The organism is Alkalispirillum mobile, assembly GCF_003664325.1.
In the GTDB taxonomy this organism is placed as follows: domain Bacteria; phylum Pseudomonadota; class Gammaproteobacteria; order Nitrococcales; family Halorhodospiraceae; genus Alkalilimnicola; species Alkalilimnicola mobilis.
This window is the reverse complement of record NZ_RCDA01000001.1, coordinates 112,308-128,949: the sequence shown is the minus strand read 5'-3', so window position 1 is coordinate 128,949 and position 16,642 is coordinate 112,308. Positions and strand designations below refer to the sequence as shown.

The window sequence follows — 16,642 nt, the reverse complement described above, 5'->3', positions numbered from 1 at the left end:
CTCCAGCGGATTTAACAGGTTTTGATAGGCAGCAAAGCGGCTGGTTCCATGCTTTTTCTTAATATGCTTGTGTCAGATGGGCGGCAGCCGAGTCGGGCCGCGCAGGGCCAGGAAACCGCCCAAGACGATGCCGGCGGCCGCGAACAGTGAAGGCAGTGCCAGTGTCGATAACCCGGTGATGCCCTGGCCAATGGAGCACCCCAACGCCAACGCACCCCCGATGCCCATCAGCGCGCCGCCGCCCATGTAACGGAGCATGCGCAACGGGTGGCTGAAGCCCTCCAGGCGAAAAGTGCCGCTCAGCAACGCGCTGGCCAGCGACCCCAGCAGGATGCCGGCGACCACGGTCACGCCGAAGCCGAGGTCCGTGCCACTGGCCAGCATCAGGTACTGAATGCTATCCCCGATGGGCGCAACGAAGGTCAAGGAAACCACGGCCACGGGATCAAAATCGTCGGCACCCAAGTACCCGGTGACCCACCACCCCGCCGGCACCAGCAGACCGATGAGCACCCCCGCCACCCAGTCACCACGGCTTTGACGGAAGAATCGCCGGTCGGCCAGCACAAAGGCCACCAATGGTACGGCCAGCACGGCCACCATCAGCCAACGGGCCAGCCAGCCCGGCAAGCCCGCACTGGCAAGCCAGGCATCCAGTCCGGCGCCCAGGGCCAGGCGCATGGAGGTGAGGTCCGCCACGGCGAGCCGCCACTGGGCGAAAACCCCCGTCAACGCCATGAAAGCGGCAACGCCCAGGCAGGTCAGCACAACGAAGGCACGCAGATTACCGCTCCCCAGCAGAACCGTCGCCCGGGCACCACACCCGTTGGCCATCACCATGCCGTAGCCGAACAGCACTCCGCCCAGGGGCACCAGCAGCCAGGAGAACTCCGCCCCGAGGTACAGGCTGCGGCTGAGGTCGACCAGACCGAAGCTGGCCAGGAGTTGGGTCCCCACCAGGGCGGTGACCATGGCCAGAACGAAGCTACGCAGCTTGCGGCCGTCCCCGGCCTGGAAGCAGCGCTGAAGCCCGCGGGTGAGGCAAAACCCACTGCGCTGCCCCACCGCCCCGAACAGCAGGCCAATCAGCAGCCCACCCAGGTTCACGATCGTGGTGTGTTCCAATGCCTCCAACAAAACCCCTCCTCATACACACAACACGCCCCGGGCGCGACAGAAGCGCGCCCGGGGCCGGGTCAGTGCAGTCCACCGACAGGGGTCAGCCGCGGAAGCGGGTCCCCCAGGTGTCCTCGCTCATGGCCTCGTACCAGTTGACGGCGTATTCGGCCTCGCGAGCCCGGAATGCCTCGTCGGTATCCCGGGGGCTCACGCCGCCGGAGCCCGGCACCTCGGCAATCTGCCCATCAATCACCTTGTACACCCCGGCCACGGAGATTCCGTACCCCGGTGCGATGAGACTGTAGCAGGTGTTGTTCCAGATTGCGGGCGGCGGCTCATGGCCGGCGAACTCCGAGACAATCGCCGAGGCCACGACCTTGGCCTGGGCATTGGCGCAAAAGCCGGACTTGGGCATGGGCGCGGCGATGGTCGCGTCGCCCACTACATAGATGTCGTCCACCTGGGTGGACTCGAAGGTCTGGGGTTTGACCGGCACCCAACCGCTGTCATCGGCCACCCCGGCGCGGTGCGCGATGAAACCGGCTTGCTGCGGAGGGACGATGTTGAGGACATCCGCCTGGTGCCGGGAGCCGAACTCGGTCTCCACGGTAAGGTTATCGGCATCCACCGAGATCACGTTGCCGTCCTGGGACGCGCCGACCCACTCAATCATGTCGCCGTACACCTGCTCCCAGCCATCCATGAACAGCGGCTGCTTGGAGAAGTTGTCCTTGGCATCCAGCAGCAGGATCTTGGAGCGCGGCTTGTGCTCCTTGAAGTAGTGGGCGATCAGGCTGACACGCTCATAGGGCCCCGGCGGGCAGCGGAAGGGGTTGTCCGGGGCGCGAAGGATGAACAACCCGCCGTCGTCCATCGCTTCCAATTGGCTCCGCAGCAGCCGAGTTTGCTCCCCGGCCTTCCACGCGTGGGGAGCCTTTTCCGCTGCGGCCTCGTCGTAACCATCCAGACCATCCCAGTCGAAATCGATGCCCGGCGATAGCACCAGTTTGTCGTAGCGCACCCGTTCCCCGGTGCTCAGGCGCACCTCGTGCCGATCCCCGTCCACGTCCTCGGCGGTGGCGTGCACCACGTGTACCCCATACCTGTCCTTCAACTCATCGTAGCCGTGGCGGATGTACGCCATCTCCCTGAGACCGCCCAGGTACCAGTTACTGAACGGGCAGGTATAGAAGTGCTCGGAGGCCTCGACCAGCGTCACCTCCACGGCAGGGTTGAAGCGCTTGAGGAACTTGGCGGCCGTCGCTCCGCCGAAGCCACCACCGACCACCACCACATGGCCTGCGCCGGCGGCACGGGCGGTCATCGGCACACCCAGGCTACCCAGGGCAGTGACAGCACCGGTTGCACCCAAAAGGCCAAGGGCCTGGCGCCGGTTGATCAGGGGCTGGTCCATGGAAAACTCCTGTCTGTTCTGCTTATTGTCGCTACGTCCGGCCATGGTTCAGCGCTCCAGGTTGGAGAAGTAGCTGGCCAGGGCCTCGATCTCCTCATCCGTGTACCCCTTGGCAATACGATTCATAACGGTCGTATCCGGTACCTCGTCATCACGGAAGGCGAGCAATTGCGCCTGGAGCACCCGGAAGGACTGGCCCGCGAGCGCCGGAACCTCCTCACCGCGGCGCCCCTCCACGCCGTGGCAGGCAAAGCAGGTGCTCGCCAACAGCTCTTTGTGTCGGAGTTGAATCTCGTCCTCGCTGGCGGCGGCGCCGGGCAGCCCGACTGCGAGGCCTAGCAGGGCACCGACGGCTATGGCGGCCGCCCGGTTATTCAATGGCTTGCTCGACGTTTGCACTTCGCGCATGGCTTCTCTCATCGGTTGTTATTCGCGGCGAGTATCGTTCGATCAAAGGCACGCGGCATCACGCGGTTTCTGCTTGAAAGCGTAGATGCCAATCCAAATTATAAAAAATACAATTTTCCTTTTTGTTTATTCTTTATCGTTTTATACGCGCGCACAGCCTCTCCTCGGACGGCCAGGCGCGCTCGCTTCAGGTGCGTTCCTCCGCCCCGACCGCCTTCAGGCGGCGACCCGCGCCCGACTCTCGGGCGCGGTGGTCTGCACGTCTTCCGCGCCCGGGATTACGAAGGCCCGGCTGGCGTGGGGGCGGAGCCAGAGCGTCTCACCCCCCTCAAGCCCCAGGGCGGCCACTTGCTGGCGGTCCAGCACCACCTCGACCTCGGGTTGCCCCGGCAGTGCGATGGTCAGGCGGGCGTCCGGTCCCACGAAATCGAGGCTTTGCAGGTGCCCTTGCCAGGCGTCATCGGCCGGTCGGGCCCGGCTGATCTTCCACTCGTGGGGCCTTACGTAAACCCGCACCTGGGCCCCGTCCGGTGCCGCTCGAGCCGGCGGAGGCAGGGAGACACTGCCCACCCGACTGCGCCCGCCCTCCAGGTGGCCGGCCAGCTGGGTGGCTTCGCCCATGAATTCGCAAACAAAGGGTGTAGCCGGGTGCTGGTAGACCCGGTCCGCATGGCCGACCTGCTCTATTCGCCCATGGTTCATGACCACCAGGCGGTCGGCCACCTCCAGGGCCTCCTCCTGGTCGTGGGTGACGAAGACGGTGCTGACGTGGATCTCCTCGTGCAAGCGTCGAAGCCACTGCCGCAACTCCGCCCGCACCCGCGCATCCAGGGCGCCGAAGGGTTCGTCCAGCAGTAAAACCCGGGGATGGGTGGCGAGGGCGCGCGCCAGCGCGATGCGCTGACGCTGTCCGCCGGAGAGTTGGGACGGGTACCGGTCCGCAGTCCATTCCAGCTGCACCAGCTCCAGCAACGACATGACGCGTTGCCGGACCGCCGCCCGTCGCGGGCGCTGCCGTCGGGGCAACACCTTGAGCCCGAAGGCCACATTCTCGAAAACGGTCATGTGCCGGAACAGCGCGTACTGCTGAAAGACGAACCCCACGCCGCGCTGGCTGGCATGGCGGAGGCTGACGTCTTCGCCATCCAGGCGCACCTGCCCGCTGTCTGGGTGCTCCAGACCGGCGATGATGCGCAGCAGCGTGGTCTTGCCCGAGCCTGAGGGGCCCAACAGAGCGCTGAGTTGGCCCGTTGGCAGGTCCAGCGAGATATCGTCCAGGGCGTGGAAGCGCCCGAAATGCTTCTGGATGCGTTCGACCTGAATACCCATTGCGCACTCCTTCTGTCTACTCACGGCAGACTAGCCAGCGCGGGTAAGCTCGTAAAAGATTGAAATTCGCTATTTTGATTCTTTTTGGCTATATCAATGCCTGCTCTATATTCTTTTGACTTCTTTCTCTGTGACTAGAAATTATTTTTCGTTCTTAACAACGGCGCTTATCGTGGCCTCCATTGCCAAAAAGCAAGGAGCCTCATCATGACCCAGCGCCACCCACTGACGACCACCCTGTTCCTCAGTGCGCTACTGCTCTTGCCCGCCGGGGCCGTGGCGGAGAAGACGCTGCTGAACTCCTCGTACGATATCGCACGGGAGCTGTTCCAGGACGTGAACGAAGCCTTTCTCGACCACTACCAGACGGAAAGGGGTGAGGCGGTGACCATCCGCCAGTCCCACGGCGGGTCGTCCCGCCAGGCCCGCAGTATCCTCGAAGGCATGAACGCCGACGTGGTGACCTTTAACCAGACCACCGACGTGGAGGCCCTGGTGGATGGCGGTGTGGTCAGTGAGGACTGGCGCGAGCACTTCCCCCATAACGCCTCGCCGCACTACTCCCTGCCCGCCTTCCTGGTCCGTGATGGCAATCCCAAGGGCATCGAGGATTGGGGGGACCTGGCCCGCGAGGATGTCTCCATCGTCTTCCCCAATCCCAAGACCTCCGGTAATGGCCGCTACACCTACCTGGCGGCGTGGGCCTGGGCGGAGCGCAAGTACGATGGCGATGAGGCGCAGGTACGGGATTTCATGCGCGACCTGCTCGCCAACGTGCGCGTGTTCGATACCGGTGGCCGCGGGGCGACCACCAGCTTCGTGGAACGCCGCCTCGGGGACGTACTGATCACCTTCGAGTCGGAGGTGCACGGTATTCGCGGAGAGTATGGCGAGGACGCCTTCGAACCGGTGGTGCCCAGCCTCTCGGTGCTGGCGGAGTTTCCGGTGGCGGTGGTGGAACGCACCGTGGCGCGTCGCGACAGCCGCGAGCTGGCGGAGGATTACCTAGAGTTCCTCTATAGCACAGCGGGGCAGGAGATCCTGGCACAGCACCATTACCGGGTCCGCGACGAGAACGTGGCCAAAGCGTATGCGGACCGCTTCCCCGAGGTGGAACTTGTGCGGGTGGAAGACGTCTTCGGCAGCTGGCGCGAGGCTCAGGCGGAGCACTTCGCCTCGGATGCCACCATGGACCAGCTTCAGAGTCGCCGGGGCCGCCGCTGAGGCGCGCAGCGGGAGCCATCGCGAGAACGGCCATGAGCGTCAGCCTGCCCCTGATCCGCCCACGGGCGAAGCGTGTCCTACCCGGGTTCGGCCTTACCCTGGGCACCACTCTGCTCTTCGTGGCGTTGGTCATGCTGCTGCCCCTGGCCGCGCTGCTGGCCCAGGCCAGCAGCCTCGATGGCCCGGCATTCTGGGCGATCGTCACCAGCGAACGGGCCCTGGCCACCTACCGGGTGACGCTTTCAGCGGCCCTGGTAGCCTCGCTCTTCAACTGCTTCTTTGGCCTCCTGCTGGCCTGGGTGCTGACCCGCTACGATTTCTTCGGTCGGACTGTGCTCGACTCGGTGGTGGATATGCCCTTCGCACTGCCCACCGCCGTGGCCGGTCTGTCGCTGGCCACCCTGTTTTCGCACAACGGCTGGATCGGGCAATGGCTGGCCCCCTTGGGCATCGAAGTCGCCTACACCTGGTGGGGCATCGTCGTCGCCATGGCCTTCACCAGTGCACCCTTCGTCGTGCGCTCGGTACAGCCGGTGCTGGAGGACCTGGAACCGGAACTGGAAGAGGCCGCCATGAGCCTGGGTGCCGGCCCGGTGAATACCTTCCTGCGGGTCATCTTCCCCCTGCTACTCCCGGCATTGATGGCCGGCTTTGCCCTGTCGTTCGCCCGCAGCCTCGGTGAGTTCGGCGCCATTATCTTTATCGCGGGGAACATCCCCTACGAGACGGAGATCAGCGCCCTATTGATCATGATCCGGCTGGAGGAGTACGACTATGCCGCCGCCTCGGCCATCGCGGTGGTCGTTCTGGGGGCCGCCCTGGCCCTGCTGCTGACCATCAACCTGCTGCAGGCACGGAGCCTGCGGTACCTGCAGAGGGGCTGAGGCCATGGCACTGCCCGATCAAGCGCCGCAAACGCACGCCCCGCCGCGACACGCCAGCCCCTGGGTGGGGAGACTGCTGATCGCACTGGCCCTGGCCCTGACCGTGCTGGTAGTGCTGCTCCCCTTCGCCGCGGTCTTCGCCCAGGCCTTCAGTCGGGGCTGGGCGGTCTATGCCGAGAACCTGCTGCACCCGGACACGTTGCATGCCATCCGGCTCACACTGATCGCCGCCGCCATCGCGGTACCGGTGAACACCCTGTTCGGCGTGGCAGCGGCGTGGGCCATTACCCGCTTCCGCTTCCCCGGCAAACGGGTGTTGCAGACCTTTATCGACATCCCCTTTTCCATCTCGCCGGTGGTGGCGGGGGTGATGTACCTGATGCTCTACGGCGGTCAGGGTTGGGCCGGTCAATGGCTGGGGCAGTACGACATTCAGCTGATGTTCTCGGTCGCGGGTGTGGTGATGGTAACCATCTTCGTGACCAGCCCCTTCGTGGCCCGCGAGCTCATCCCCTACATGCAGGCACAGGGCAGCGAAGAGGAGGAAGCCGCCCGGGTGTTGGGCGCGTCCGGGTGGCAGACGTTCTGGCACGTCACTCTGCCCAATATCAAATGGGCGCTGATCTACGGGGTGATCCTTTGCAACGCCCGGGCCATGGGTGAGTTCGGCGCCGTGGCGGTGGTCAGCGGCAATATTCGGGGCGAAACCAATACCTTGCCACTGCACATTGAGTTGCTTTATCAGGATTACAACGCCACCGGCGCCTTCGCGGCCGCCTCCCTGTTAGCCCTGCTCGCTGTGGTAACGCTAGTGCTCAAGACCGTGGCCGAGTGGCGGGCACGGCGCGCCTTCGCCCGCGGGGGCTAGCCGCGGAGCGCCTCACTCCCGGGGAAGCGGGCTCAGGCCTCGGCCGGGCGCCAGTTGAGGCAGTCACGGACCAGCTCGTGCTGCCGCGCCCGCCGTGCCGGGTCCGGGTCTTCCCAGACCGGCCGCCGAGCGATGGATTGCACGTAATCGGCCGGAAATCCGTGGAAACGGGCGCCGGCGGCGACGATATCCCGGTACCAGCAGTAGGGCTGCACCGTCGGGTCCAGGCGCTCCGGATTGGCCACGTAGGTGAAGGCCTCCACCTGCTCACCCGCGGCATTGAGCACCTGCACGTCCTCCAGGAAATACCCCACGCCCAGGCTTTCGGCCCGATCCAAGTAGGGCCGTTCGTCCGCGCGCAGTGAGAACAGCACACCGTGCACCCGGCAATCCGGCTCGGCACCGATGCGGCACTTTCCGGAGCCATCGGTCACGCTCTTTTTATCAAAGTGCAGAGCGTGGTCCGGCAGCACCGCGCAGCCCAGGGGGCGGCTCGAGGGCACCCGCTTCAGCAGGCGCAGGGGGTGGAGATTGGAGCCATAGGCAAAATAGATCAGTTCAGCCATTTTTCGCCGTCAGTTGTCTGGATTCAATAAGCGAGACCCCAGCGGTGGAGAGGTCCGCGCGGACCGACTCATCCGCCGCCGGGTCGACGGCCCGCGTGAGGTCCCACAGGAAGTGGCAATCGAACCCCTCCGCGGCGCCGTCCTCGGCGCTCCACTTCACGCAGTAATCCCGGGCCAGACCACAGAGAAAGACCTGGGTGACCCCGTGGTCGCGGAGGTACCCGGTCAGCCCGGTGGGCGGCCGGCTGCCGTCCGGGCCGTGGTTACTACGGAACGCGCTGTAGGAGTCGACCCCGGGGTCCGTCGCCTTGCGCAGGATCAGGGTGGCGTGGCGCCAGTCCAGGTCTGGGTGCAGTGCCGCACCCGGCGTACCCTGCACGCAATGGTCCGGCCACAGCACCTGCGGCTGCCCGTACAACTCGATGGACTCGAAAGGCTTACGGCCCGGTTGTTGACTGGCGAAGGAGACGTGGTCGGCCGGATGCCAGTCCTGGGTGGCCACGATATGCCGGAAAAGGCCGCTGGCCATCAACTCCGAGACAGGCCGAACCAACGCATCACCCTCCGGCGCAGCCAGCGGGCCGCCGGGCATGAAATCGGGTTGCATATCTACCACCAGCAGGGCCGCTTTATCCGGGTCCACAGTGACCGATGGCTGAGTCATGCCGCGTCCCTCCCGATCCGTAAGGTTCATCCACTAACCATGGGGGCGGGCCGGGCGTCGGTCAAGGGCTTACTGCGGCTCCTGCACCAGTACCCAGGGGGCCACTACCACGCACCAGAGGCCTGCATCCGACGCCGCCCACCGGCGCGCCTCGTCCTCGGTGGTCCTCCGGATACGGTCGTTGTCCAACCACTGCTGGACCGCCGGCTTGTCGTCCTCGATAAAGCGCGCGCCTACTTCCACCAGGTCCAGGTCAGGGGCCACGGTGACCATGGCGCCACTGGCAAAATGGCGCTCCAGTTCCGACCAACCGATGCGGGCGGTCTCGGTGTTGAGAAGGCTGCGGGGATCCGGGTTCTCGCTGGCCATAGAATCACCTCCGGTAGACTGAGCGAGGAGTTGAATGCAGGAACCCCCGCACCCGGCCTGGCCTGTCGGCCGGCTGGGACACGGGGGCTCCAGAGCGGCACCGCCCTGACCGGGCAGTGCAACTGCAACCGGTCGCGCCTCAGCGCTCCAGTTCGTTCAGGATGCGGCTGCGGATATCGTCCACGCCGCCAACGCCCTTGATCACGATGTAACGCGGGGCACCCTCACCGCCCTTGGCCGCCCAGTCGGAGTAGTACTCGACCAGGGGCTGGGTCTGTTCGTGGTAGACGCCCAGGCGCTTGCGCACGGTTTCTTCCTTGTCGTCATCACGCTGGACCAGCGGCTCGCCGGTCACGTCGTCCTTGCCCTCATCCTTCGGCGGGTTGTGCTGCACGTGATAGACGCGACCAGAGCCCGGGTGAACACGGCGGCCGGCCATGCGCTCGACGATCTCTTCGTCCGGTACCTGGATCTCCACCACGGCGTCCACGTTGATGCCCTCTTCCTTCAGGGACTCGGCCTGGGCGATGGTGCGCGGAAAGCCGTCGAACAGGTAGCCGTTGGCGCAATCCGGCTCGGCGATACGCTCCTTGACCAGGCCCATGATGATGTCATCGGAGACCAGCTCGCCGGCATCCATGACCTTCTTGGCCTGCTGGCCCAGGGGCGTACCGGCCTTCACGGCGGCGCGCAGCATGTCACCAGTGGAGATCTGCGGAATGTCGAAACGATCACAGATGCCTGCCGCCTGGGTGCCCTTGCCGGCGCCCGGGGGGCCGAGAAGAATGACTTTCATGAGAATGTCTCCCGTCGTCGTTGATGTTATTTATTGGTTTTGAAGAATTATTCTGTTCCTGGACGGCCATCCGAGGCGGCCCTGGCCATCTACGGCTGCCGCGGAGCCCGTTAACGGGCCCGAGCCTATCATCGGCCCCGTCGGCCTGCAACGCGAGGACTCAGGCCCGGAATTGGAAATGCCTGGTACCCTGCGGCTCGCCCCCGGCATCGAACCACCGCTCGGCGAAGTGCACGCTGCCATCAGCACCCATCAACAGGAGTGTCGAGCAGCGGGTCCCATACTCGGGGCTGCGAATGAACATTGGTGCCAGGCGCCGCTCCCAGGCCAGGCTGACCCCGGTGTCCACCAGTTCGTGGTCCGGCGGGCACCAGCGGTCACGGAGCAGGGTAAAAAGCGGCTCGGTCTCGGGCCCATCAATAGTATGGTCCAACGCTTCGGGAAGGGCCTGCTGCAGCGCATCGCAGCCCCGATGAACCTTGGGCCAGGGGTCGTTGAGCAGGCCGTTACTGAGCCCGTGGAACCCGGGTGCCAACCGGCGCAGGGGCCGGTCCCGGTTGGATACGTAAAAGAGGTGGTGGCGGTCACCAAATAGCAGGTTGAACCCGTCGTAATCGGTTTGCAGTGTGTCGGGGTCGAGGTTGGCGCGGAAATCCTCTGGCGAGTGCCCTAGCGCATCGAGGACCAGTCGCCCGCGGCTACGCCAGCCTTTCCGGGGCCGGCTGGGCTCCCGGTAGTTGGTCAAACCGGCCCACTGCCCCCCTTCGGCGACCCCCATCCAAGTCCCACCGGCCTGCTCATCGCGACCGGCCAGTACTCGGGGGCTGGTCCACCACTCCGCCCGACGGGCCGGGCGGGCATGGAACTCGTCCCGGTTGGCCGCCACCACGAGCGGCCATCGTGGGTGCTGCTGCCAGGCCACCAGCAGCAGGCACATGGCTCAGTCCTCCGCCACCTTCAGGGCGGTCAACTGGCCGTTGGCCGCAAGGGTGTAGAGCACACCATCCACCAGCACGGGTGCATGGTGAATCGCCTGGCGCGCGACCCGGGTCCGCCCCACCAGATCGCCGTTCTCCGGGGCAACCCAATTCAGGTAACCCTCTTCATCGGCCAGCACGATGTGTTCGCCCACCACCACCGGAGCGGTCAGGCGCGTACCCTCCAGCCGATCCAGGCGCCAGACCGTGGCGCCGTTGTTGCGATCCAGTGCCCAGAGCCGCGATTGGCGGTCCACCACGTAGACCTGGCTGCCATCCGCACCCATACCAGTGTGACCCGGAATCTCACGGCTCCAGCGTTCACGGCCGTCCCCCATGCCCACGGCGGCGATCTCGCCCTGGTAGGCCTGCCCATACGCCACGCCACGGAAAACCAGTGGATTGGCGTGCAGGTCCACCATGCGCTCCAAGTCGGAGCGACCACGCGGCACCGACACGGGCGCCTCCCAGATGACCTCGCCCTCCTGCAGATCCAGGGCGACGAGGCGGCCGTTGTCCTGCCCCACCACCACGCGGTTACCCACGATCGCGGGATTGCTGCTGCCACGCAGGGTGAGCACGGGGACGCTGCGGTCGTGAATCCAGAGCCGGCGCCCCGTCAGCCCGTCCAAGCCGTAAACGCGGCCATCGGCGCTGCGGGCCACCACTATGTTGCGGCCAATCTGGGGCACTGCAAGGATCTCGCTGGACAGCCCAGAGATCCAACGCTCCTCACCGGTCTCGGCGTCCAGGGCCAACAACTGGCCCTGCCGGTCACCCACCAGCACCAGCCCGGCGCCCGAGCCCGGCCCGGCGGACAGGCGTCGCCCGGTGTCCACTCGCCAGAGCCGTTCCCCGGTTTCCGCATCCCAGGCGGTCACCCGCCCGCGGCTGTCCGCACCGAACACCCGACCATCGTCAACAGCAGGCACCAGACCGTATGCCGAAGAGTCGCTCCCGGACCCGGTAGACGCCGTCCACAGGGTTTCGGTGGGAACGGTGTCGTCAACGTCGGAAAGATCCGGCAGTTCCCGGCCACTGCCGCAAGCGGCTAGCAGCAACAGCGTGGCCAGCGTGGCCAGGATACGGAGGGGGGTGTGGTTGTACCGCTTCATCAGCTGTATTCCGTTTGGACGGCTGCACCCTGGGGCGGCAGCAGGGGCGTCACGCCCCGCTGCCCAGGTCATCCAGCTTGATCTGGATCAGTTCCCGCTGGGTGGGAGAAATGTCATCGTGGTTCAGCGCGGCGCGATAGGCTGACCGGGCCTCGTCCTCCCGCTCCAGCTCCAGCAGGATATCGGCACGCAGTTCCGCCATCTGGCCGGCATAGGCGCCACCGTTATCCAGCTTTTCCAGCGCTGTCTCGTGCTGGCCGTCTGCCGCCAACGCCCTCGCCAGCCGCAGCCGGGCCAAGCTGCGCATGGCCTCGCTGTCGGCGTTATCCGCTGCCCAGCGCAGGCTCTCGGCCGCCGCTGCCGGATCGCCCTCCTGCATGTGCAGTGCGCCCAGCTGCAGCGCCGCCATCGTGGCATACAGGCTACGACCGTGATTCTCGAGTACAAGTTCGCCGCGCCGGACCGCTGTCTCGTACTCCCCTTGGTTGGCCGGTGCCATGAAGTCCGCATAGGCATTGGCGGCGTCCACGGCGGCCCGCTCCTGCCAGGCACCCCAACCCCACCAGCCGCCCACGGCACCGGCGCCCAGGATCAGGCCGATGATGATAGAGCGGCCATTCTCCTGCCACCACCGCTTGACGGCCTCTAACTGTTCCTCATCGCTGGGATGCCGTGCCATTGCTAATCCACCACCTCTGTTGCTGCCAGTTCAGGCCAACGCCGGGCCAGGTATTCTTCCAGTTCATCCAGGGCAAGCGCCTGCTGCTCGGCCTGCCCACGCAGGTCTTTCACGCCAAAGCGCCGCCCTGCCAGCTCCTCGTCGCCCAGCACCAGGGCAACGCCGGCCCCACTGCGGTCCGCACGCTTGAACTGGCTGCGGAAACTGCCGCCGTCCGTCTGCATCTGCAGCCGAAGCGCAGGCAGGCGGTCCCGCAGGGCCTCCACCAGCGGCAGGGCTTTGAGGCTATCGGTACTGACCACGAAACAGTGCGGGTCGTTCGCGCGCCCCGCGCCCCCGGACTCCTCGAGCAACGACACCAGGCGCTCCAGCCCCAGTGCGAAACCCACCGCCGGAGTGGCCTTGCCGCCGACCTGTTCGACCAGCGTATCGTACCGCCCACCCGCGAGCACGGTCCCCTGGGCACCGAGGCGGTCAGTAATCCACTCGAAGACGGTCCGGCTGTAGTAATCCAGCCCCCGCACCAGCCGGGGATTGATCCGGTAGCTGATACCCGCCTGATCCAGAACGCTACAGACCGCCTCGAAGTGCTCCCGTGAGGCGTCGTCCATGTAATCCATGAGCCGGGGCGCCGCCTCGACGAGATCCTGCATCTCCGGGTTTTTGGTGTCCAGGATGCGAAGTGGGTTCGTGTGCAGGCGCCGCTTAGCGTCCTCGTCGAGGCGGCCCTCCTCGGCCTGAAGATAGGCCACCAACGCCTCCCGGTGGGCGGCACGCGCCTCGGCCGTCCCCAGCGTGTTCAACTCCAGGCGGACATCTTCCAGACCCAACCGTTTAAGCAGTCGGGCGGTCATCAGGATCATCTCGGCGTCCACCCCCGGACCGGTTTCACCGTAGACCTCCGCCCCGATCTGGTGAAACTGACGGTAACGCCCCTTCTGCGGCCGCTCGTGCCGGAACATCGGCCCGGCATACCAAAGACGCGGCTGGGCGCCGTGGAACAGGCCGTTCTGGATCCCGGCCCGCACACAGCCGGCGGTGCCCTCCGGGCGGAGGGTCAGACTGTCGCCGTTACGGTCGTCAAAGGTGTACATCTCCTTTTCGACGATGTCGGTGACCTCGCCGATGGAGCGGCTAAACAGTTCCGTCTTCTCGACGATCGGCAGGCGGATCTCGCGGTAGCCATACGCTTCCAGGGTCCCCCTGATGGTTGCTTCCACGTGCTGCCACAAAGGGGTCTGATCCGGCAGGATATCGCTGAAACCGCGGATACTTCGTATACCTTTCGCCACGCGTTCCTCCTGAAAAAAGGCCGGCGGCGCGCTGCCCGCAGGGGCTCTCGCCTGGCCGGCCACTGGGCGTTCGTTCGTTAAGGGACAGTCAAGCGGGCTACGTTGCCCCGGGTGTGGGGCCCCAGATCGACAGACTCACCGTCGTACTCCACGCGGACCTGCCCGGCGTTGCCGATCACCAGGGCGTAGGGCGCCTCCCCTTCCAGGTGGTGCGTCTCATCGCCGGAGTAATTGCCTACCATCAACCGGTCACCGGAGGCGTCCCTGACTTCCAGCCAAGTGTTCCCGGAAATGTGCAGCACGAGTGCCCCCTCGGGCTGTGCCGCCGGCTGGCCATTCTCCGCTTCGCCGTCATCAGCGGCGGGGGCCGCCTCCTCATCCAGGGCCAACTCCGGCACGCTCACGGGTGTGTCCGCCGGTGCATCGGGCTCAGGGGCGGCCTCCGGTTCTTCACTGACCGCCGGGTCGCTCCCCTCTTCCTGTGCGAGATCGTCCAGCGTCCCGGGTTCTGTTGCCGGGACGTCCGAGACATCCATCTCGCTTGACTCCGGAGTGACCTCCGCTGACTCTTCCGGCCCTTCGACCTCTTCCACCGGCTCAGCGACGGTGGGTTGGGATGGGGTCCCGGTCGAGAAACCGTTGTCCACCAGCCAGAGCCAAGCCAGAACGCCGACGGCGACCAGCACGGCCACGCTGCTCAGCCCAAGCAGCCAAGGTCGCCGGCCGGGCGACCGCTCCACCCCGACCCCTTTGGCCTCCCGTACCGGGGTGTCCCGGGGGGCGTGCGGCTCCGCGTTCTCCAGGTTCAGTCGTTTCAAGGCATCGCGGAGGTGCTCGGGATCTAACTCGAGCAGCTGGGCGTAGGCCCGCAGATAGCCTTTTACAAAGGTGAGCGGAGGCAGCTTGTCGTAGTCGTCCGCCTCCAGTGCCTCCAGCGTCCTCAGCGGCAGGTTAAGCGCGTCGGCTGCCGCCTTACGGCTAAGCCCCTGGGCCTCGCGCCCCCGGGCCAGCAGTTGTCCCGGCGTTTCTTCCGGGTAACCGCGCCGGTCTTCCGCACTCGGGGCCAACCGGCTGTCGTGGTCTGAACTCATGTATCAGCGGCTCTCACGGTAAAGACGGGCTTCCCGGGAGTCGGGAAACCGGTTACGCAGGCTTAAGCCGAAGCTGGCCTCCGCATCGGCATCGCCCAGTTCCCGCGCCAACCGGACGCCCAACCACAGGCTGGCCGGGGTTTGCTGAGCCTCCGCCCGGTAACGGGTGAAGTAATCCTGCGCACCCTCATAATCCTCTGCCTCGTAGCGCAACTGGGCGACGCGCAGTAGCGCGGGAGCAAAGCGACTGTTCTCGCGCAAGGCCTCCAGAAAATAGTCTTCGGCGCGCTCGTTCTGGCCGTCACGCATCAGGCAGACACCCGCGTTGGTAAGCGGGATCTCAGGGGTCCGGTAGAGCGGGTTTTCCACCGCGGCATCGAATTGATCCAGGGCGCGCTCCAGCTCCCCCTGCTCGCAGAGAAAGCGCCCGAAGTTGTTGCGCGTGCTGGAACTTTCGCCGTCCAGCCGGACCGCACGCCGGTAGTGCCGTTCGGCGGCATCCTCCTCCCCGAGTCGCTCCTGCAACAGGGCCATCGCCGCTTGCGCCGGGGCATAGCGGCGGTCCATGTCCAACGCCCGCTTGAGACGACGGTCCGCCTCCTCGTATTCGCCTTCCTGCAGGTAGCCGAGCCCCAGCTCGGTGTTGATCTCCACGGCCCTTTCGCTGCCCTCGCGGCTGGATTGGCCCGTGGTGCCACACGCCGTCAGCGTTGCGCCCAGCAGCGCGACGAACAACAGTTGCCAGACCCTCGTCATCGGCCCTCCTGGCGGATTTCACGCCTGACCAGGCGCTGCTGACGTCGGGTCCGGTCCTTGACCTTACCCACCAACTGCCCGCAGGCGCCGTCGATATCCTGGCCACGCGTCACGCGGGTGGTGACGGTCAGGCCGTGGCTTTGCAGGATCCGGACAAAACGCAGGATCCGGCCCCGCGGGCTGCATTGATACCGCGCCCCCGGGAAGGGATTGAACGGGATCAGGTTGACCTTGCTGGGGATGTCACCCAGCAGCTCCGCCAACTGGTGGGCATGGTGATCCTGGTCGTTCACCCCATCCAGCATCACGTACTCCCAGGTGATCCGGCGGTGGGGTTTATCGGCGATGTACTCGGCGCAGGCCGGGATCAGCCGCTCCAGCGGGTGCTTGCGGTTGATCGGAACCAGCTCGTCGCGCAGCTCGTTGTTGGGCGCGTGCAGGGAGACCGCCAGGCTAACGTCGGTCTCCTCGCGCATGCGCTCGAGCATGGTGACCACGCCCGATGTGCTGATCGTCACCTTGCGCTTGGAGAGCCCGTAGGCGTCGTCGTCGGTCATCAACCGGACGGCGGGGATGACCGCGTCCATGTTGAGCAGCGGCTCCCCCATGCCCATGAACACCACATTGGTGATGTGCTCGTCGGTGCCGGTGAGCTGATCATAGGCCACGTAGTACTGGCCTATGATCTCCGCCGTGCTCAGGTTGCGGTTGAAGCCCTGCTGGGCGGTGGAGCAGAAGGTGCAGTCCAGCGCGCAGCCCACCTGCGATGAGACACACAGCGTGCCCCGCCCGTTGTCCGGGATAAACACCGTCTCAATGGCCTGGCCACCGTCCAGGCGAAGTAGCCATTTCCGGGTGCCGTCTTCGGACAACTGCTCGGTGATGACCTCGGGCAGGCGAAGCGACACGCGCTGTGCCAGCCGCGCGCGCAGCGCCCTGGAGATATCGGTCATCTCCTCGAAGCCGGTCACGCGGCGCTGGTGCACCCACTTGAGTACCTGCGTGGCGCGAAAAGGCTTTTCGCCCATGTCAGCGAAAAGCCTTTTCAGCCCCTGCCGGTCGAAATCCAGCAGGTTCATGGGCTGCTCACC

18 protein-coding genes are annotated in these 16,642 nt (G+C 65.8%); 3 read left to right on the top strand and 15 right to left on the bottom strand.

Annotated elements, in window-relative coordinates; genetic code table 11:
• Window positions 1–72: 72 nt before the first annotated feature.
• From DFR31_RS00615 to DFR31_RS00600, 4 genes are all read right to left on the bottom strand, one after another.
• Window positions 73–1,134 (bottom strand): YeeE/YedE family protein, encoded by a 1,062-nt coding sequence (locus tag DFR31_RS00615; RefSeq protein WP_211328211.1) that lies wholly within the window; start codon window positions 1,132–1,134, stop codon window positions 73–75.
• Between the two features lie 85 nt (window positions 1,135–1,219).
• Entirely contained in the window at window positions 1,220–2,533 is a 1,314-nt protein-coding gene (locus DFR31_RS00610; protein ID WP_121440738.1) for an NAD(P)/FAD-dependent oxidoreductase, read from the bottom strand.
• Between the two features lie 48 nt (window positions 2,534–2,581).
• Entirely contained in the window at window positions 2,582–2,941 is a 360-nt protein-coding gene (locus tag DFR31_RS00605; RefSeq protein ID WP_211328210.1) for a c-type cytochrome, read from the bottom strand.
• Between the two features lie 216 nt (window positions 2,942–3,157).
• Window positions 3,158–4,270, bottom strand: coding sequence for a sulfate/molybdate ABC transporter ATP-binding protein (locus DFR31_RS00600; protein ID WP_121440736.1), 1,113 nt, complete (start codon window positions 4,268–4,270; stop codon window positions 3,158–3,160).
• 207 nt (window positions 4,271–4,477) lie between these two features.
• Here DFR31_RS00600 and cysP point away from each other — a divergent pair, with 207 nt between their 5' ends.
• The 3 genes from cysP to cysW are packed head-to-tail and all read left to right on the top strand — an operon-like array spanning window position 4,478 to window position 7,246.
• Entirely contained in the window at window positions 4,478–5,494 is a 1,017-nt protein-coding gene (cysP, locus tag DFR31_RS00595; RefSeq protein WP_121440735.1) for a thiosulfate ABC transporter substrate-binding protein CysP, read from the top strand.
• A 32-nt stretch (window positions 5,495–5,526) separates the two neighbouring features.
• On the top strand, window positions 5,527–6,378 hold the full coding sequence (cysT, locus tag DFR31_RS00590; RefSeq protein WP_121440734.1) for a sulfate ABC transporter permease subunit CysT: 852 nt from the start codon (window positions 5,527–5,529) through the stop codon (window positions 6,376–6,378).
• 4 nt (window positions 6,379–6,382) lie between these two features.
• Entirely contained in the window at window positions 6,383–7,246 is an 864-nt protein-coding gene (cysW, locus tag DFR31_RS00585; RefSeq protein WP_121440733.1) for a sulfate ABC transporter permease subunit CysW, read from the top strand.
• A 32-nt stretch (window positions 7,247–7,278) separates the two neighbouring features.
• Here cysW and DFR31_RS00580 read toward each other — a convergent pair whose 3' ends face one another.
• The 11 genes from DFR31_RS00580 to rlmN all read right to left on the bottom strand — a co-directional run bounded on the left by DFR31_RS00580 (window position 7,279) and on the right by rlmN (window position 16,630).
• Window positions 7,279–7,812, bottom strand: a complete 534-nt coding sequence (locus DFR31_RS00580; protein WP_121440732.1) for a gamma-glutamylcyclotransferase family protein — start codon at window positions 7,810–7,812, stop codon at window positions 7,279–7,281.
• On the bottom strand, window positions 7,805–8,476 hold the full coding sequence (gene pncA, locus DFR31_RS00575) for a bifunctional nicotinamidase/pyrazinamidase (protein WP_121440731.1): 672 nt from the start codon (window positions 8,474–8,476) through the stop codon (window positions 7,805–7,807). The genes DFR31_RS00580 and pncA overlap by 8 nt, the downstream gene beginning before the upstream one ends.
• 69 nt (window positions 8,477–8,545) lie before the next feature.
• Entirely contained in the window at window positions 8,546–8,845 is a 300-nt protein-coding gene (locus DFR31_RS00570; RefSeq protein ID WP_121440730.1) for a DUF2288 domain-containing protein, read from the bottom strand.
• 139 nt (window positions 8,846–8,984) lie between these two features.
• Window positions 8,985–9,641 (bottom strand): adenylate kinase, encoded by a 657-nt coding sequence (gene adk / locus DFR31_RS00565; RefSeq protein WP_121440729.1) that lies wholly within the window; start codon window positions 9,639–9,641, stop codon window positions 8,985–8,987.
• A 160-nt stretch (window positions 9,642–9,801) separates the two neighbouring features.
• Window positions 9,802–10,578, bottom strand: coding sequence for an NRDE family protein (locus DFR31_RS00560; RefSeq protein ID WP_121440728.1), 777 nt, complete (start codon window positions 10,576–10,578; stop codon window positions 9,802–9,804).
• A 3-nt stretch (window positions 10,579–10,581) separates the two neighbouring features.
• Window positions 10,582–11,733: an outer membrane protein assembly factor BamB gene (gene bamB / locus DFR31_RS00555; protein WP_170153553.1), complete on the bottom strand. Its 1,152-nt coding sequence runs from the start codon at window positions 11,731–11,733 to the stop codon at window positions 10,582–10,584.
• A 49-nt stretch (window positions 11,734–11,782) separates the two neighbouring features.
• Window positions 11,783–12,412: a YfgM family protein gene (locus DFR31_RS00550; protein ID WP_121440726.1), complete on the bottom strand. Its 630-nt coding sequence runs from the start codon at window positions 12,410–12,412 to the stop codon at window positions 11,783–11,785.
• Window positions 12,413–12,414: 2 nt separating this feature from the next.
• The gene (gene hisS / locus DFR31_RS00545) at window positions 12,415–13,704 is read right to left on the bottom strand and encodes a histidine--tRNA ligase (protein WP_121440725.1); all 1,290 of its coding nucleotides are present in this window, start codon (window positions 13,702–13,704) and stop codon (window positions 12,415–12,417) included.
• A 77-nt stretch (window positions 13,705–13,781) separates the two neighbouring features.
• Window positions 13,782–14,795 carry a RodZ domain-containing protein gene (locus tag DFR31_RS00540; RefSeq protein WP_121440724.1) on the bottom strand — a complete coding sequence of 338 codons (1,014 nt, stop codon included), beginning with the start codon at window positions 14,793–14,795 and terminating at the stop codon, window positions 13,782–13,784.
• A 3-nt stretch (window positions 14,796–14,798) separates the two neighbouring features.
• On the bottom strand, window positions 14,799–15,551 hold the full coding sequence (gene pilW / locus DFR31_RS00535) for a type IV pilus biogenesis/stability protein PilW (RefSeq protein WP_121440723.1): 753 nt from the start codon (window positions 15,549–15,551) through the stop codon (window positions 14,799–14,801).
• The gene (rlmN, locus tag DFR31_RS00530; RefSeq protein ID WP_121440722.1) at window positions 15,548–16,630 is read right to left on the bottom strand and encodes a dual-specificity RNA methyltransferase RlmN; all 1,083 of its coding nucleotides are present in this window, start codon (window positions 16,628–16,630) and stop codon (window positions 15,548–15,550) included. The genes pilW and rlmN overlap by 4 nt, the downstream gene beginning before the upstream one ends.
• Between the last annotated feature and the right edge of the window lie 12 nt (window positions 16,631–16,642).

What these genes read in the sequence shown, in the direction of transcription:
- cysT (WP_121440734.1), top strand. Translation starts at nt 5,527, where the DNA reads ATGAGCGTCAGCCTGCCCCTGATCCGCCCACGGGCGAAGCGTGTCCTA.
- DFR31_RS00600 (WP_121440736.1), bottom strand. Translation starts at nt 4,270, where the DNA reads ATGGGTATTCAGGTCGAACGCATCCAGAAGCATTTCGGGCGCTTCCAC.
- DFR31_RS00560 (WP_121440728.1), bottom strand. Translation starts at nt 10,578, where the DNA reads ATGTGCCTGCTGCTGGTGGCCTGGCAGCAGCACCCACGATGGCCGCTC.
- pilW (WP_121440723.1), bottom strand. Translation starts at nt 15,551, where the DNA reads ATGACGAGGGTCTGGCAACTGTTGTTCGTCGCGCTGCTGGGCGCAACG.
- DFR31_RS00540 (WP_121440724.1), bottom strand. Translation starts at nt 14,795, where the DNA reads ATGAGTTCAGACCACGACAGCCGGTTGGCCCCGAGTGCGGAAGACCGG.
- cysW (WP_121440733.1), top strand. Translation starts at nt 6,383, where the DNA reads ATGGCACTGCCCGATCAAGCGCCGCAAACGCACGCCCCGCCGCGACAC.
- pncA (WP_121440731.1), bottom strand. Translation starts at nt 8,476, where the DNA reads ATGACTCAGCCATCGGTCACTGTGGACCCGGATAAAGCGGCCCTGCTG.
- adk (WP_121440729.1), bottom strand. Translation starts at nt 9,641, where the DNA reads ATGAAAGTCATTCTTCTCGGCCCCCCGGGCGCCGGCAAGGGCACCCAG.
- DFR31_RS00580 (WP_121440732.1), bottom strand. Translation starts at nt 7,812, where the DNA reads ATGGCTGAACTGATCTATTTTGCCTATGGCTCCAATCTCCACCCCCTG.
- cysP (WP_121440735.1), top strand. Translation starts at nt 4,478, where the DNA reads ATGACCCAGCGCCACCCACTGACGACCACCCTGTTCCTCAGTGCGCTA.
- rlmN (WP_121440722.1), bottom strand. Translation starts at nt 16,630, where the DNA reads ATGAACCTGCTGGATTTCGACCGGCAGGGGCTGAAAAGGCTTTTCGCT.
- DFR31_RS00610 (WP_121440738.1), bottom strand. Translation starts at nt 2,533, where the DNA reads ATGGACCAGCCCCTGATCAACCGGCGCCAGGCCCTTGGCCTTTTGGGT.
- DFR31_RS00550 (WP_121440726.1), bottom strand. Translation starts at nt 12,412, where the DNA reads ATGGCACGGCATCCCAGCGATGAGGAACAGTTAGAGGCCGTCAAGCGG.
- bamB (WP_170153553.1), bottom strand. Translation starts at nt 11,733, where the DNA reads ATGAAGCGGTACAACCACACCCCCCTCCGTATCCTGGCCACGCTGGCC.
- DFR31_RS00605 (WP_211328210.1), bottom strand. Translation starts at nt 2,941, where the DNA reads ATGCGCGAAGTGCAAACGTCGAGCAAGCCATTGAATAACCGGGCGGCC.
- DFR31_RS00570 (WP_121440730.1), bottom strand. Translation starts at nt 8,845, where the DNA reads ATGGCCAGCGAGAACCCGGATCCCCGCAGCCTTCTCAACACCGAGACC.